This window comes from Microcoleus sp. CZ3-B2 (assembly GCF_036705055.1).
GTDB lineage: Bacteria > Cyanobacteriota > Cyanobacteriia > Cyanobacteriales > Microcoleaceae > Microcoleus.
This window is the reverse complement of the sequence record NZ_JAUBTN010000009.1, coordinates 77,312-92,079: the sequence shown is the minus strand read 5'-3', so window position 1 is coordinate 92,079 and position 14,768 is coordinate 77,312. Positions and strand designations below refer to the sequence as shown.

Genomic DNA, 14,768 nt, shown 5'->3' with positions numbered 1-14,768 from the left:
CCGGTTAAGATAATGATATATCTTTTCGGGTTCCTCATGGAGCCGTAAAAATTTGTAAAAGATTATCATATATCTTTTATGCCTGCTCGGGGAGCGATCGCAATTTGTCAACTGTCCTTTGTCCTTTATTCAAAATTAACGTTTCAGGCGGGCAGAATGTTAAGCTTTATGGCGGGCAGGATGCCTAACCCCTACTCCCCACAAGAGTTATGAGAAATCGATTTGAAAGTAAAAAATATTAGGTCGATCGACCTATTTTCGCAACGCACTCAGTGCAATTAGCAACCAACTTGACCCGCAGCTTATAATTTGAGGGATGCCTGAAAAAATGTTCGTTGATATTTCGATTGCCATCTGGTACATATTCATTACGATCGTTCAGAATCTGTATCGACTCATCTAGAGGCGTACCTTATGTTACTGAGAACTGCTATAGTTTCAGTCTAATCATTCTCATCAAACACAAGAAAATTTATTTAACATTCTGCAACGATTTGGCAAAGCCAACGTGTAGCATCTGTTTTGTCTCTCCCTCGGTGCCATGCTGACAGAATGATGCGTCCTCCTCCCTCTAATGGCGATCGGTTCTGGGAGGAGATCTTCGATCGCATTTTGAAAAGTTCATTCAGAAGTTATTTTGATTTCATTTTCGCAATCTTTTTACGAAGATAATAAACAACAACCTGGCAAAATGGTTCGAGTTCTGCTCCATTATCGCCATTCCACTTGCGTAGTGCTTTTCGTATATCTGCATCAGAGGGGTGTTTTTGAATCAATCCTTGGCGAAAGGCTTCTAATACTCCTTTACGATTACGAACCAACGCACCTTCATTCAAATTCAAGACTTCCTTGATTTCTTTATTAAATTGGAGATCATTTGATTCAACTGTACCGTCTCCCAAGAAACGTATTTTACCTTCGACGTTATGAGATGGATTGGCAGGGTTAAAAGTTAGATCGAGATTTCCTTTTTTTGTGTCACAGTGCTGTTGATCTTTCTTTTGCCCTTCTCCTCCTCGACAAGCCCCAAGGAGATTATTGTATTCTAGCTGTCTCTGAGGGTATATATCTTGGCTTTGCCAGTGTTCAATTTTCATGTTTTCTGAGTCAGGACAAATCCGTTGCATACAGTAACAGCAAATTCCTCTTTGCTCGCTCACCAGACTTGCTCTCAGGTCATCTTTTTCGGCATAGTTATCATAGTCAGTATTTGTATTGCAGCGATGCTGTGTCAACGACGTTGGTTCGGTCTTTTTCTGGATATTTCTCATTCATTACCTTCTAAGAATTTAATCAGCGATCGAGCTTGAGTAATCTCAGGAGCTTGGTGTCCAATTTTTTCACCAATGGGAATCATAGCTTTACGTGCACCATCAAAATTCTCATTATCAATTAGTCTAAAAAGAGCGTGAAGCTTGTCTGCGACCTCTTGATTACGTTCTGACGATCCCATCTGCTCCTCTAGTATTCGGTTGGCATCAAGACCATAAGATTCTAAGGGAATTGTAGAAACAACTTTGCCAGTTTCTTCATCACGTTCGAGGTTTCTAATACAGCTTGCTTCGACTTCACCAATAACAAGCGGCGAATGGGAAGTGCAAACAAACTGGATTGAGGGGAAGGTTTTGGTGAGGTCATTCACAACTTGACGTTGCCATTTCGGATGGAGATGTACATCTATTTCATCAATTAAGACTAGCCCTGGTGTTTCTTGCAAAATCAGAGGCAATTCTTGAATAGATATATATTCTGATAGGAAAGAGGCATTTTGAGTAACGATTTTGATGGCAATATCGGCAATTAGACCTACCATCATTTTTTGACCTGCACTAAGGTTACTAAAGGGTTGGGGGTTGCCTTGGATGGAAACAACAATTTCCGATCGCTCTGGATCAAACCATAGGTCATCTGCGTTGGGAATACAATGCAAAATAGCAAACTTTACCACGTTGTAACCAGGGCGCATTTGTCCCTGTCGATTGACCGAAGCGATCGCTTCTTTCAGGAACCAAGTATGGAGATCGGCGATTCTAATCCGTTCTTCAAAGCAGTCATAGAAGGCATCCCAACGGCGGGCGGGGCTGGTATGGGTAGTTGCTTTGGGGTCACGTTGGTTGGAGGGTAGCCAAGCTCGACCTGCTCCGTAGTAGGCGATGATGGGTAGCCAAATTTTTTCGCCTGCTTCAACCTGTTGAAATAAAGTGGAGATAATTTCTAGAGCTTGTTTGGCTGTGTTGGAGGTTCTAGAGCCGTTAGTTTTGATTTGTCTGAGCCATTGGACTGGCTGACTGTTAATCGTGCCGATCGCTTTAATCTGGACGGGTTTTCGTTCTATATATTGGGTGATGGTGCCGGATTCGATGGCTTCTAAGCGAATTTCTGAGGGAAGAATGTTACGGCGGCTATTGTTGAGGGTTGTGTCGGGGGAGTTGACCAGCCAAATTCCAGCCGCGATCGCCAAAGCATCGAGGATCGTCGTTTTACCTGTGCCATTGTCCCCAACTAGCAAGGTAAATTGGGGATGCAAGTCAAGAGTATAGTCTGAAAATTTCTTGAAGTTTTCGATTTCTAGTCGGTCAATTCTCATGGTAATGTCCCACTGTCGCTCGGTATTCAGCTTGTAATTTGTAGCATAGAAATCATTGTAGTACGACACCAACAGCTTTAATTATAGGATATCTATATGTCTCACAAAAAAGAACGATCGGACTAGAAACTAAGAGAGCGATCCTCTTCTGCAAGCTTCGCTAACGCACGCTCATTGAATGGCGCTTGATTCACTGGTAATTTTGAAGTATTTGGTATTGAGTATTACGATCGCTGGCAACCTCAACTGATTGCCTCAATCTTTCATCGCTACATCAGATCGAGCTGAGAATTTTAATCCCTAGAAGGAAACACTAGGTATTTGTTTTTTTCTTGATTGTGGAAATTACACTTGTATCAAAACACGATTACCCCTATCTGCTTGTTATGGAAATAGATCGCTTGCCATTTCTGAATCGCCTCCGGCGCACCATGTCCTCTGCGGAAGCTTGGGGGTTTAGTGTAGTTGGATATCTTATGTGGTTTACCTTAGCGCCGTCGATGCAAGCAGAAATTGGCTCGGCATCGCTGTTGGTCTGGATTCCTGGTGCGATCGTCGGAATTCTGTTTAACCTTCAAGTTCAGAGTTTGGGTGAGAAATATCCAGATATATCTGGGGGAACACCCAATTACATTACGCGACTGCTCGATCGTTACCCTGCCCTTTCCCGCTACTTGGGGATTGCCTACTTCTTGGGGTGGGTTTCCTTTCCGACCATTAATGCGATCGTCATCACAGATTTGATCCAATTCCATTTAGAACCGATGGGGCTGAGTATTCCAGAAAAAGTGTTTGAGATCGGTTTTACTGCGATCGCTTACTTTTTAGCATTCAGTGGCACCCGCGCCGTCGCCATTCTGCACCTCTTTTTTGTCTTTCCTTCGATCGGCTTTTTACTCCTCTTCTGCGTTCAGGGTTTAGGCTGGCTTGCCTTTGCGCCCCAAAGCCCCGGACTCTTGCCCAGCAGCATTGATGCCATCAGTGTCCAGGACTGGCTGAAATGGTACTTGTTTGCCGCTTATAGCTTCTATGGCTGTGACACAGCTTCATCCTTTGTAGCAGACAGTCTCCACCCAAAAGACACCCTCAAGGCCCTGTCTTGGGTTGCCTGGTTCATGCCTCTGGTGTTTGTCGGTGGCACTTTAGTGTTGGTGCAGTTGGCAACCGCTTCCGGTTTAGAAGGCAATTTGTACGGCAATTTCTTGGTGGCTGCCAAGCCTTTCTGGGGAGACGCTGCCCCTGTCATAGTCACTTTGCTGGTTGCTGCTAGCTGTTTGTTGGGATCTGCCACTAGCGTTTGCAATACGCCCCGCATCCTTTTCCAACTCGCGCAGGATGGGCTGTTGTCTCCAGTGTTTGGTGCAGTGTCCCGTCGGGGTTCCCTAGAACCCGCCCTGCTGCTAACCTTTATCTGTAGTTTAGGATTTTTAGTCTGGGGCAACACCACTCGAATTGTCGTGGTGTCAGGGGTGAGTTTTTTCATTTCTATCATGGGGTTCCACTTGGGGCTGTGGATGCAGCGCAACGATCCAGTCGTGCGTTGGGGGCGACTATCCTTAGCATTACTGGTGGTGGAGTTCATTTCCCTGGTGGTGGGTGGTGTTGCCTGGGGATGGATGGATTTTGGTCTCGGATTGCTGTTGCCGTTAGCAGCGATCGCGATCGACGCGGCAATTCGGCGGATTCCTTGGGCACCTTTGCACTTACCGTGGTGGGATCGACTCCATACCAAGCCAGTAATTCCTCCTAAAAACGAAGATTTTATAGTGTTTCAGGTTGCAATGTTGATTGCGCTGATTTGTGGTACAGCGACGATCAGTTGGCTGATCAGATCCTGGCTGCGGGTAGAAGCCGGAACCAACAATCCCTATCTGCTGATTATTGTGTTGATGACGCTGGCATTTGTGGGGGTGGCAATTGCTTGCTGGACAAGTCTGCCCCAGGTTGCTGCGATCGAAGAACTAGCAATCTCCTCCACTGCACAAGCTAAAGAACTGGAGACGACCCTCAACGAACTGCAAAAAGCTCAGATGCAAGTTATCCAAAGCGAAAAAATGTCTAGCTTGGGACAGTTGGTTGCGGGAATTGCCCATGAAATCAATAACCCGGTCAACTTCATCCACGGTAATCTCACCTACCTGGACGAATACACCCAAGATCTGCTGCGGATGATCGAACTCTATCAACAGCGCCATCCCAGCAACGATCCAGACGTGCAAGCAATGGCAGAGGAAATTGATTTGGAATTCCTCACAGAAGATATCCAAAAGATAATTTCATCTATGAAGGTAGGCACCGATCGAATTCGCAGTATTGTTCTCTCGTTGCGAAATTTTTCTCGCATGGATGAAGCAGACTTCAAAGATGTTGATATTCATGAGGGAATTGAAAGTACATTGCTGATTTTGCAACACCGGCTCAAAGATAAACCAGAGTGTCCAGGTGTGGTAGTAATCAAAGACTATGGCACTTTGCCGAAGGTGGAATGTTTCCCCGGACAACTCAATCAGGTATTCATGAATATTTTGGTCAATGCCCTGGATGCCCTAGATGAGATGAATACCAAACGCTCCTATCAGGAGCTTAAAGATACCCCAAACCAGATTACGATTCGGACTTCTGCGATCGACAATCAATGGGTGGAGGTGGCGATCGCTGATAACGGAATCGGTATGCCAGACCCAGTGAAGCAGCGCATTTTTGACCCCTTTTTTACTACTAAAGCGATCGGTAAAGGTACGGGTTTGGGAATGTCGATTAGTTATCAAATCATTACTGAAAAACATCGCGGTAAAATCAAGTGTTTTTCTACACCTGGCTCAGGCACTGAGTTTGTAATTCAGATCCCCATTCGGCAATCGATTATTTCATCATTCCAGATCCCTGCTGAATCTTAAGCAATTTTAGTTCGCCAGACTGGAAACTAAAAGAGCGATCGAGCTTGAAGAGAAGGGCGATCGATCTACGGTTAAATATTAGTTTGTAGTTTTGGGCAACAATTGATTTAGCGCACCGCACAAGTATCGCTTCACGGTATCCCTACTTGCGCCCACGCCGCTGGGAATGGTAAAGATCATCTCGACAGTTAATAGATTTCCGTCGGCTGAGGCAAAAACATCGATCGGCAAAGCACGCTGAAATGCTGTTGCGGGATTTTCAGCTTTCATTACACCTGCGCTCACATCGGTGCTGATCGTTCTGATGCTCTCGCGGGCCAAAATGGGTCGTAATTGGGAAAATGCTCTTTCTATCGATAATCCCTCAACCTGAACACGCGCAGAAAAGGCAGCACCATTGAAAAAGTCTCCCTTTTTTTGAAAGCTTTCTTCGCAGGTTGCGGCAACAGCGGGGGTGGCTAAACACATGAGAGCTAGAGTCAAGAGGAGCGATCGCATATTAATTGAGTTATCAGAATGAAACAATCATCAACATAATGATGAGTCATCAAGGGATGGTTTGGCAAGTAATGCGGGTACCTTCGATGGTTTTTAGGATGAGTTGCAGTTTGGTTAGTATTCCCTTTAATGTTACCAAGACTCTAAAAACTCTTCAGCGGTTAAGTTAAGTTGTGCGACGGCAAATAACCCTGAACTGCTACATAATTATCTGGATAGCGAATTGCATCTCGAACATCTGTTGATAACTGTCACCACTGATGAACCATAAAAAGATGTGCGTATCTAGCAGAATCTTCATTTACCTTCAAATGCACTGAGGATATCTTCCGGCAAAGGATCGTCGAAATCATCTGGAACGGTAAACTCGCCTGCACACAAACCGAATGGTCGTAATTGCTTGCTGCTAGAAATAGGTCTTAGTTCGGCGATCGGCTTATCTGCAAGCAGGATAACAAAAGTTGCACCTGCTTCCACTTGACGCAGATACTTTGAAGGATCGCGCTGGATTTCATCAACTGTCTCGTTCAACATAAAAATGCCTCAGTATAAAGCTCAAAAGCAGTTTCATGGTCTTTCTCAACAACCGCAGTGAACGTTCTGATAAAGTTAAACTAAAGTAGATGAAATAACCATTATAAGTGAGATAGCAACCTGTCGTACTCTGCGTGTGAACCTACCCAAAACCAGATCACGGTATCTCCATCCAACTGACCAACGGCTCGATAGTTGTTGCTAATTCGAGCAGAGTAGATTGGTAACTCTGGATGCACTTTTTTGAAACGCAGACTTGGATAACTTGGGTTTTCCTTGAATTGGCGATATGCTTCGCGTGTTTGCTCTTGAACTTGTTTTGGCAGTGTGGCAAAAGATGTACGGAATTCGGTTGTAGTACGAGACTTCACAATGTTTCTGGATCGAGTTCTTGGGTTTTACCTGCGTGATACTCAGCCATTGCGGAGGCTGCAAGTTTAGCAAGAACATCGGGAGAACTCGCAAATGCTCGATCCCATCTCAGATCGTCTTGAAGTTCTTCCAAAATCATTGAGGCGATCGCATCTTGTTCACTTGCAGACAAGGTTTTCAACTTAGCGATCGCACGCTCAAGTAACTCAGTCATAGTTGGCACACTCTTACAATAAAAATGGCATATTATTTATTATCGCTTCTTCCTGGCAAGTTGAGCGAATCGAAACTTGCGAGGGTGCGATCGACCTTTCCAAAGCTCGCACTTTCCCTAAAAAAATAATGCTAGAAACTAAAAGGGCGATCGTACCGAATTGAATGGCGATCGACCAAATGGTAATTTTAAAGTATTGGGTTTTGCGATCGAGCGTTGGAAACTACAACTCATCAATCGTCACTAACCCCCCCTCAGTGAACTGAATCACAAGTTCTTGCTCGTCCAGCAAAGCAGTTCCAATCAGAGGCCTTCGCCCTGTAGCAAATACACGAACTTCTCGTTCTTCCCCGTCCCAAAGGATGATTGCTTCGTGAACTGCTACTAGGACTTCACTGTTATCTGCTAAGTTTACAGGCATATCGTACAGAAACGGCAACCCCAGTAAGGTAACTGCCTCCGGTGGCAAACATAGGTAGTCAGTGAAGCCCGTATCTATGACAAACTCGATCGGGAAAGTAGAGCCGCTTGGGAGGAGAAACGTCAACGCGACGATCGCGTGCCGATCCGTCACAATACCAGAAATCACTTGTTGACACGCTCCATTACACCACCCAACGAAGCAGCCACATTGTAACCAATACGAATGCCAAAAAGTCGAGCATACGGATGCTTTGCCATCAGACTACGTGCGGCTTTTAGCCCAGTTTTATCAACTTCGTAGTCACCTGTTTCTATATCAATGATGACCATCTTGCCAATATTCTCTTCTAATTCAATTTTTTGGCGGATGGTGCTTTCATACAAATGTTTCGCACGACGAGCGACTTCTTCACGACTCAAAAGGATTGTTTGCATACATTTCCTCTTTTTTATAACTCTTGCTCTTGTTATGGATATGATAGCTCACTACTTCACAAGGTTTCTGGATCGAGTTTTTGGGTTTTACCTGCGTGATACTCAGCCATTGCGGAGGCTGCAAGTTTGGCAAGAGCATCGGGAGAACTCGCAAATGCTCGATCCCATTTTAGATCGTCTTGAAGTTCTTCCAAAATCATTGAGGCGATCCTCTTCGAGGGCTTCGCTAAAGCATCTTGCTCACTTGCAGACAAGGTTTTCAACTTAGCGATCGCACGCTCCAGTAACTCAGTCATGGCTAGCACACTCTTAGAATTAAAATGGCATATTATCTATTATCGCTTCTTCCTGGCAAATCGATATCTAGAAAGCGGAGCTATCTACGCCGTAAATTCTGGGAAATATTTGTCTACAAAGTCCATAACCTTTTGAAAGTGGAGAATTCCTTCCTCTGCGCTTAGTGTCCCATACTCTTGGTCTCGATATCCAAGTTTCCAATTATCGGGGTTTTCTAGATAAACCTGTGCATAATCTGTTCCATGCCTGCGATCTAACCACCATAATGCTCCAATAGCCCATTTTTGGTCGTATTGTCGAGCGCCAACGGGTAAGTATGTGTCTAAATACGATCGCAAAATTCTTACCGACTCAGCATTGTCAAGACGAGCTAACGCAAAACAATGAAATTGTCCTGCATAACAAGTTTGACTTGGAATCAGCAAAGTTTCAATTTTCTTGAGATGTTGTGGAAAGCGCCCAATTCCACAAAACCAACTTGCGGTAATTGTATGTCTCCAACAACCGTTATACATCTGGATCAGTTCTTTGTCAGTTACTTCATCTAGAGCAACTTTTGTCAAGTCCACAAACGCATCTATATCTTTACCAATCCCTAAAAAGTTACCGTGTAAAACCTTGAGATAAAGTGGCTTGACATAATGCTCTTTAATATAGTCTGTCATTGTGTTTGAGTATGAAATTGTTAAGACTAAACATCTCAAAGATAACATCATCGCAAATTGATGCAAACCTAATAGACAAGTTCCAGCCCCAAAAAAATAGAAAACCCCCAAACCTTATTTCTAAAATGGTTTGGGGGTTTTCTTCCTAAATCCAGTTTAAATCACAACTTGCTCGGCTCGATCGCCGGAGCGCGCAGAGCCACCGTTTTATCAGCAGCCTTAGCCACAAGCGACGGTACAGAAGCCCGCAACTTTGCAGTCAACTGTGAAGTAGTCGCATCGTAAACCTGAGTCAGCATCTTTGGATACAAACCAATGCCAATAATCGGCACTAACAGAGCCGCAATAATAAACACTTCTCGCGGTTCCGCATCCACCAACTCTTCGTGTTCCACCAATTGCTTGTTTTCCGGGCCGTAGAAGATTTCCCGCAGCATCGACAGCAGATAAATCGGAGTCAAAATCACCCCAACAGCGGCTAGAAATACCACGCAAACCTTAAACACCGGATTGTAAGCATCGCTGGTTGCAAAACCCACAAACACCATCAATTCTGCTACAAAACCGCTCATTCCCGGCAAAGCCAAAGAAGCCATAGAACAAGCAGTCCACATCGCAAAAACCTTACGCATTTTCTGCCCGACACCGCCCATTTCGTCGAGCATGAGGGTGTGGGTGCGATCGTAAGTGCAACCTACCATAAAGAACAAACTCGCCCCGATTAAACCGTGGGAAACCATTTGCAGCATTGCACCGCTAATTCCCAAATCGGTAAACGAAGCTATCCCAATCAGCACAAAGCCCATGTGCGAAATCGAAGAATAAGCAATTTTCCGCTTCAAATTGCGCTGAGCAAAAGAAGTTAAGGCGGCGTAAACAATGTTAACTACGCCCAAAATTACTAACAGCGGTGCGAAGGTAGCGTGAGCGTCGGGGAGCATTCCCGCATTCATCCGCAGTAAAGCGTAACCGCCCATTTTCAGGAGAATTCCTGCTAGCAACATATGGGCGGGTGCGGTGGCTTCGCCGTGAGCGTCGGGGAGCCAAGTGTGGAGGGGAAAAATTGGCAGTTTGACGCCGTAGGCTATTAAGAAACCTGCGTACAGAAGCAATTCTATATTGGGGGCGAAGTCTTTAAGCGCGATCGCCCGCATATCGAAAGTCACGGTATCGCCATAAAACGCCATCGTCAGCGCACCCACCAAAATAAACAGCGAACCGCCTGCGGTGTACAGGATAAACTTAGTTGCTGCGTAGAGGCGCTTCTTGCCGCCCCAGATGGACAAAATTAGGTAAATAGGGACTAATTCCAGTTCCCAAACTAGGAAAAACAGCAACATATCCTGTACGGCAAAAACTGCGATTTGTCCGCCGTACATGACCAGCATCAAAAAGTAAAAAAGCTTCGGTTTAAATGTGACTGGCCAAGCTGCTAAAGTAGCCAGCGTAGTAATAAAACCAGTCAGCAAAATCAGCGGCATCGACAAACCGTCAGCACCCACCGACCAATTTAAATCGAGTTGCTGTACCCAAGTATAGCTTTCTACCAGTTGCAAATCTGGATTGCTGAAGTCGTAATGAGTGCAAAAAGCGTAAACAAGCAGAGCAAAATCGATCAAACCTACAATTAGTGCATACCAGCGCACCGTCTTGCCATCCTTGTCGGGAATCAAAGGAATCAGCAAGGACGCAGCAATGGGAAACAGAATTGTTGTTGTTAACCAGGGGAAATTAGCTGTATCCATTGCGTTTTAAAATTAGCCATCAACTATTAGGTTTAAACATATTTTAACCGTTTTCCTATAAATTTTATACTTTCTTTATACGAAACATTTGTTTTTGCTATATTTGCGACAATTTGTGCGATCGCACAAATTGAGTTTAATCAAAGATGTACATCTATTGGCTAATTGTCAATTGTGAGTTATTGAGCTAATAGCATTTCTTAAAATATCTCTTGGTGGGGATACGGCAATCCCTCCGCTTCGCTTCGCCCAAGGCGTCTCAACAATCGCCTGAAAACCTTTGTATCTCTCGTCGATCTCCGAGGCCAGATCCCCCCTAGCCCCCCTTAAAAAGGGGAGTAGGGGGTGGGACAAGAATCTGCTCAAAGTCCCTCTTCTTAAGGGGGATTTAGGGGGATCAGACCTCGGCAGTAAAGGAGAAAGACAAAAGGTTTCAGGCGATTGTTGAGACCAATAGGCATTGCCATTTCCCTACAGATTTAACTGACTCCCGAAACGATCGCAAAACCCAGAACTGCGACAAACACGATCAGGGCGTAAAATTGAGCGCGACCGCTTTCAAAGTATTTCAAACCTTCGCCCGTAACTAGAGTCAGAAACCCTGTCAAGTTGACAATACCATCGACAACTCGCAAATCCACTTCCATGACTTGTCGCGCTAAACGGCGGCTGCCTTTGACAAAGAGAACTTCATTGATATCGTCGAGATACCACTTGTTGAGAGAGAACTCGTAAAGCGGTTTGATTTTTGCAGCTACCGCACTCGGGTCAATTTTCCGGCTCAAATACATCAGAGAAGCCAAAGTAATGCCAAGCAAAGCAATACCTACAGAGCTCCCGCCCATGATGAGGAATTCCGTCAAATCAAACTCAGCCGCGTGTTGCAAAACTTCTTCGAGAGATTCCCCTGGCGCGCGCACAAACTGCTCGAAATAATTAGCAAACGGCGTACCGACAAAACCGATAAATACTGAAGGTACAGCCAGCAACACCAACGGCAGAGCCATTGTCAGAGGAGATTCGTGAGGAAAATGGTCGTGTTCGCCGTGACTTTCGCCAGTGGGTGCCAATTCCTTAACATTCATCGCTCCGGGGCCGAAAACCAGATTCGGTTGTAGGAGTCGTTGCTTGATGGCGCTGTTATTGCCCCGGAATTCGCCCTCAAAGGTGCTGAAATACATCCGAAACATATAAAACGCGGTCATGCCCGCAGTCAGCCAACTCACCGCCCAGAGAGCGGGATTAGCGTGAAAAGCTTGGGCGAGGATTTCGTCTTTTGACCAAAAACCTGCAAAGGGCGGAATGCCGCAGATTGCTAAATTACCGATTAAAAAGCAAGAAGCGGTAATTGGCATATATTTACGCAAGCCCCCCATGACTCTCATGTCTTGAGCCAGAGCTGGGTTGTGGCCGACGACATCTTCCATGCCGTGAATGACTGAACCTGAGCACAGGAACAGCATTGCTTTGAAGTAAGCGTGGGTCATTAAGTGGAACAGTCCGGCACTGTAGGCGCCGACGCCCATTGCCATGACCATGTAGCCCAATTGGGAGATGGTGGAGTAGGCTAAGCCTTTTTTGATGTCATTTTGCGTAATTGCGATCGAAGCACCCATGAATGCTGTAAAACAGCCGGTGCAGGCGATCAGATTCATGACTTCAGGCAGACCTTCCAATACTGGGTACATCCTAGCGATCAGGAAGACTCCGGCGGCTACCATCGTGGCCGCGTGAATCAAGGCTGAAATCGGTGTGGGGCCTTCCATTGCGTCTGGGAGCCAGACGTGGAGGGGGAATTGAGCGGATTTGGCGACTGGGCCCAAAAAGATCAAAACACCGAAGATTGTCGCTAGAGTCGCCGAAAGGGCCCCGGATTCGACTAGGGAGTGCAGGCGTTCGCCCATCACCTCAAATTCAAAGCTGCCGGTGGCCCAGTAAATGCCGAGGATGCCCAGCAGCAGGCCGAAGTCGCCGACGCGGTTGGTGACGAAGGCTTTTTGGCAAGCGTCTGCTGCGGGTTTGCGATCGTACCAAAATCCGACTAGCAGGTATGAACACATACCTACGAGTTCCCAGAAAATGTAAACCTGAATGATGTTCGGGCTGAGGACTAGACCTAACATTGAGGCGCTGAAGATGCTGAGGTAGGCGTAAAATCGCACGTACCCGTCATCGTGAGCCATGTACCCGTCGGTATAAATCATCACCAAAAAGGCGACCGTGGTGACGATCGCCAGCATTACCGCCGTCAGGGGGTCGATGATATAGCCCATTTTTAGCGAGAAGTCGCCAGCAGAGGCCCACTCAATATTGCGGGTGTAGGGTGCGTGGCCCTGTAGTTGACTCCACAGCAATGCGAAAGATAGTACCATTGACCCTCCCAGCGTGGAGACGATGAAGATCGCATTCGCTTGTCGGAGTTTGTTGGTTGCCTGGTTAAAGGTGATTAAGCCTAAACCTACTAGCATTGCGCCTGCCAGCGGCAGGACTGGAATCAGCCAAGCGTATTGATAAAGCAGTTCCATGACTGATAGGTTGTTTAAAGTTTCTACTAGATATTGCCAAAACTGTAAACAATTGTGACACACGCCTGCGCCACTGGGCAAAAATACTCGCTCCAATTTTTCAGTATTGCCGATCGACAATGCTTGAGAACTGCTTTATTTTTTCCCGATCGATCTTGTTCGCTTTCAATCTATTCCTAAAGATAGATTGACAAATCAATACACTTTTAGAGCCGATCGACTCAAGAAACCGGGTTTTTATCGATATCAGGCGATATACGCCGTATTTTCGTAAAAAAACTCGGTTTCTGCCTCTACTGAGGTGCCGTCGGATGGCCGATCGAAATAAATGGGGAATTCCAAATACTTTCTACCGCGCGGGCCAAATGTCTGGGAATCCTTACCTGTTAACTGCTTGCTGCGGTTGCAGGCGTTGAGTTTGGGAAGAATTCACAGTGGCTAGCATCCAAGAATCGAGAGTCCGCCGCAGTTCCTCGCGTCCTTGATAATGTTCAAATCTAAATTGAGCTCGATCGCCCTCAAACAAAATCAGCGTCGGCAGACTTGTCAGCCGATAAGTATTTGCTAACTTCAAACTTTGGTCGGCATTCACCCCTAGGAGCTTGACTTTTCCTGCCCACTGTGCATCAAAAGTCTTAAGCGTAGGGTCGATCGCGCGGCACAAACCGCACCAAGGTGCCCAAAAGTGAACTAAAACGGGGGTAGAGGCTTGAAATACCTCTTGTGCAAAAGTGCGTTCGCTAACCGACAACACCATGATCCCTCAAAATTTAATAATTTTTTTTCAATCCTAGGGATCATGCTACCAGTATATGTTCCCCGTGACACGCATCAAAAAAGGATGAATTTTCCACAACAGGCCCGTAAAAATAACTACACCTACGTAGGAAGGACGCATAAACTCAAGCAAATCAAGGGTTTGACGCTTTTGCAGGATGGCCAAAAATGGAATAATTGAGGTTTGAGATTTGATGGTTTCAAAGGATTCGCCAAAACGCGCCCGCAGCCGCTGGTCGCCGTGCCACACTCCGAACAGGTGGTGAAGTACCAAACCGATGGAAGTGACGAGGGTAAAGCTAGTGCCAATCCACAGGGTGTGGGCCACGCACCAAATCACCTGTCCCACCATTTGCGGGTGACGGGTGATGCGGATGATCCCGGCTTCGTAGAGGTGAACTTGCGGCTTTTGGACGGCGGCAATTTCTAGGAGGTTGAAGGTTGCGGGGTACAGAAACAGAAAGGAAATTGCTGAAAGTATCCAAACTGCGGGTTTAACTCCGGGCACTCCCTGTACTTGCCAAAGCTGCACGCCGTCGTAGCGGTGGTTGAAAAAATAGACAATCAGAATTACCGCCAGCGGCAAACTGACAAGGGCAAACAAAACCCGGTAAAGTCTAGCCCCCATCAGCTTTTCACCTGTTGGCCGGAGGGCTGCTAAACCGCTGTGGGCGATCGCAAAACCGAATAAAAGTCCCAGAATAACTAAGTGGGAGTCAAGCGCTAAGTCGATCGTCATTGCAAATATTAAGAAAAGTTATTGATTCGTGGCCAAGTTGTGTCACAAAGTATCTATAGG

General features: G+C 45.9%; 16 protein-coding genes. 2 read left to right on the top strand and 14 right to left on the bottom strand.

What is annotated here, in order from left to right; translation table 11 throughout:
- Positions 1 to 632: 632 nt before the first annotated feature.
- Both QUA97_RS06080 and QUA97_RS06075 read right to left on the bottom strand, forming a co-directional pair.
- Positions 633 to 1,271, bottom strand: coding sequence for a retron system putative HNH endonuclease (locus tag QUA97_RS06080; RefSeq protein WP_194067336.1), 639 nt, complete (start codon positions 1,269 to 1,271; stop codon positions 633 to 635).
- Entirely contained in the window at positions 1,268 to 2,656 is a 1,389-nt protein-coding gene (locus QUA97_RS06075; protein ID WP_333193900.1) for an AAA family ATPase, read from the bottom strand. The genes QUA97_RS06080 and QUA97_RS06075 overlap by 4 nt, the downstream gene beginning before the upstream one ends.
- Positions 2,657 to 2,973: 317 nt before the next feature.
- Between QUA97_RS06075 and QUA97_RS06070 the strand changes: the two genes are divergently transcribed.
- The gene (locus tag QUA97_RS06070) at positions 2,974 to 5,484 is read left to right on the top strand and encodes an ATP-binding protein (protein ID WP_333193898.1); all 2,511 of its coding nucleotides are present in this window, start codon (positions 2,974 to 2,976) and stop codon (positions 5,482 to 5,484) included.
- A 78-nt stretch (positions 5,485 to 5,562) separates the two neighbouring features.
- On the opposite strand, the gene QUA97_RS06065 is transcribed toward QUA97_RS06070, so the two are convergent.
- From QUA97_RS06065 to QUA97_RS06055, 4 genes are all read right to left on the bottom strand, one after another.
- Positions 5,563 to 5,952, bottom strand: coding sequence for a hypothetical protein (locus QUA97_RS06065; protein WP_194067338.1), 390 nt, complete (start codon positions 5,950 to 5,952; stop codon positions 5,563 to 5,565).
- A 327-nt stretch (positions 5,953 to 6,279) separates the two neighbouring features.
- Positions 6,280 to 6,516, bottom strand: coding sequence for a type II toxin-antitoxin system Phd/YefM family antitoxin (locus tag QUA97_RS06060; RefSeq protein WP_194067339.1), 237 nt, complete (start codon positions 6,514 to 6,516; stop codon positions 6,280 to 6,282).
- A gap of 101 nt (positions 6,517 to 6,617) precedes the next feature.
- Positions 6,618 to 6,887, bottom strand: a complete 270-nt coding sequence (locus QUA97_RS28255; protein WP_442922484.1) for a type II toxin-antitoxin system RelE family toxin — start codon at positions 6,885 to 6,887, stop codon at positions 6,618 to 6,620.
- Positions 6,884 to 7,102 (bottom strand): hypothetical protein, encoded by a 219-nt coding sequence (locus QUA97_RS06055; protein WP_194067340.1) that lies wholly within the window; start codon positions 7,100 to 7,102, stop codon positions 6,884 to 6,886. Before QUA97_RS06055 ends, QUA97_RS28255 begins: the two co-directional genes overlap by 4 nt.
- Positions 7,103 to 7,104: 2 nt before the next feature.
- Here QUA97_RS06055 and QUA97_RS06050 point away from each other — a divergent pair, with 2 nt between their 5' ends.
- Positions 7,105 to 7,266 (top strand): hypothetical protein, encoded by a 162-nt coding sequence (locus QUA97_RS06050; protein WP_194067341.1) that lies wholly within the window; start codon positions 7,105 to 7,107, stop codon positions 7,264 to 7,266.
- Positions 7,267 to 7,325: 59 nt separating this feature from the next.
- Here QUA97_RS06050 and QUA97_RS06045 read toward each other — a convergent pair whose 3' ends face one another.
- The 8 genes from QUA97_RS06045 to QUA97_RS06010 all read right to left on the bottom strand — a co-directional run bounded on the left by QUA97_RS06045 (position 7,326) and on the right by QUA97_RS06010 (position 14,708).
- Positions 7,326 to 7,691 (bottom strand): clan AA aspartic protease, encoded by a 366-nt coding sequence (locus QUA97_RS06045; RefSeq protein ID WP_194067342.1) that lies wholly within the window; start codon positions 7,689 to 7,691, stop codon positions 7,326 to 7,328.
- A complete protein-coding gene (locus QUA97_RS06040; RefSeq protein WP_172190858.1) occupies positions 7,688 to 7,960 on the bottom strand; it encodes a hypothetical protein in 273 nt (90 codons plus the stop codon). Before QUA97_RS06040 ends, QUA97_RS06045 begins: the two co-directional genes overlap by 4 nt.
- A gap of 56 nt (positions 7,961 to 8,016) precedes the next feature.
- Positions 8,017 to 8,256 carry a hypothetical protein gene (locus QUA97_RS06035; protein WP_194067343.1) on the bottom strand — a complete coding sequence of 80 codons (240 nt, stop codon included), beginning with the start codon at positions 8,254 to 8,256 and terminating at the stop codon, positions 8,017 to 8,019.
- 84 nt (positions 8,257 to 8,340) lie between these two features.
- On the bottom strand, positions 8,341 to 8,922 hold the full coding sequence (locus QUA97_RS06030; RefSeq protein WP_333193893.1) for a DUF6000 family protein: 582 nt from the start codon (positions 8,920 to 8,922) through the stop codon (positions 8,341 to 8,343).
- A gap of 161 nt (positions 8,923 to 9,083) precedes the next feature.
- Positions 9,084 to 10,667: a photosynthetic/respiratory NAD(P)H-quinone oxidoreductase subunit D1 gene (gene ndhD1 / locus QUA97_RS06025; RefSeq protein WP_194067345.1), complete on the bottom strand. Its 1,584-nt coding sequence runs from the start codon at positions 10,665 to 10,667 to the stop codon at positions 9,084 to 9,086.
- 479 nt (positions 10,668 to 11,146) lie between these two features.
- Entirely contained in the window at positions 11,147 to 13,192 is a 2,046-nt protein-coding gene (locus QUA97_RS06020; RefSeq protein ID WP_333193947.1) for an NAD(P)H-quinone oxidoreductase subunit 5, read from the bottom strand.
- 379 nt (positions 13,193 to 13,571) lie between these two features.
- Positions 13,572 to 13,949, bottom strand: a complete 378-nt coding sequence (locus QUA97_RS06015) for a thioredoxin family protein (RefSeq protein WP_333193891.1) — start codon at positions 13,947 to 13,949, stop codon at positions 13,572 to 13,574.
- Between the two features lie 45 nt (positions 13,950 to 13,994).
- Positions 13,995 to 14,708 carry an NnrU family protein gene (locus QUA97_RS06010; protein WP_333193889.1) on the bottom strand — a complete coding sequence of 238 codons (714 nt, stop codon included), beginning with the start codon at positions 14,706 to 14,708 and terminating at the stop codon, positions 13,995 to 13,997.
- Positions 14,709 to 14,768 lie beyond the last annotated feature (60 nt).

What these genes read in the sequence shown, in the direction of transcription:
- QUA97_RS06040 (WP_172190858.1), bottom strand. Translation starts at nt 7,960, where the DNA reads ATGCAAACAATCCTTTTGAGTCGTGAAGAAGTCGCTCGTCGTGCGAAA.
- QUA97_RS06065 (WP_194067338.1), bottom strand. Translation starts at nt 5,952, where the DNA reads ATGTGTTTAGCCACCCCCGCTGTTGCCGCAACCTGCGAAGAAAGCTTT.
- ndhD1 (WP_194067345.1), bottom strand. Translation starts at nt 10,667, where the DNA reads ATGGATACAGCTAATTTCCCCTGGTTAACAACAACAATTCTGTTTCCC.
- QUA97_RS06080 (WP_194067336.1), bottom strand. Translation starts at nt 1,271, where the DNA reads ATGAGAAATATCCAGAAAAAGACCGAACCAACGTCGTTGACACAGCAT.
- QUA97_RS06030 (WP_333193893.1), bottom strand. Translation starts at nt 8,922, where the DNA reads ATGACAGACTATATTAAAGAGCATTATGTCAAGCCACTTTATCTCAAG.
- QUA97_RS06035 (WP_194067343.1), bottom strand. Translation starts at nt 8,256, where the DNA reads ATGACTGAGTTACTGGAGCGTGCGATCGCTAAGTTGAAAACCTTGTCT.
- QUA97_RS06010 (WP_333193889.1), bottom strand. Translation starts at nt 14,708, where the DNA reads ATGACGATCGACTTAGCGCTTGACTCCCACTTAGTTATTCTGGGACTT.
- QUA97_RS06070 (WP_333193898.1), top strand. Translation starts at nt 2,974, where the DNA reads ATGGAAATAGATCGCTTGCCATTTCTGAATCGCCTCCGGCGCACCATG.
- QUA97_RS06060 (WP_194067339.1), bottom strand. Translation starts at nt 6,516, where the DNA reads ATGTTGAACGAGACAGTTGATGAAATCCAGCGCGATCCTTCAAAGTAT.
- QUA97_RS06015 (WP_333193891.1), bottom strand. Translation starts at nt 13,949, where the DNA reads ATGGTGTTGTCGGTTAGCGAACGCACTTTTGCACAAGAGGTATTTCAA.
- QUA97_RS06055 (WP_194067340.1), bottom strand. Translation starts at nt 7,102, where the DNA reads ATGACTGAGTTACTTGAGCGTGCGATCGCTAAGTTGAAAACCTTGTCT.
- QUA97_RS06020 (WP_333193947.1), bottom strand. Translation starts at nt 13,192, where the DNA reads ATGGAACTGCTTTATCAATACGCTTGGCTGATTCCAGTCCTGCCGCTG.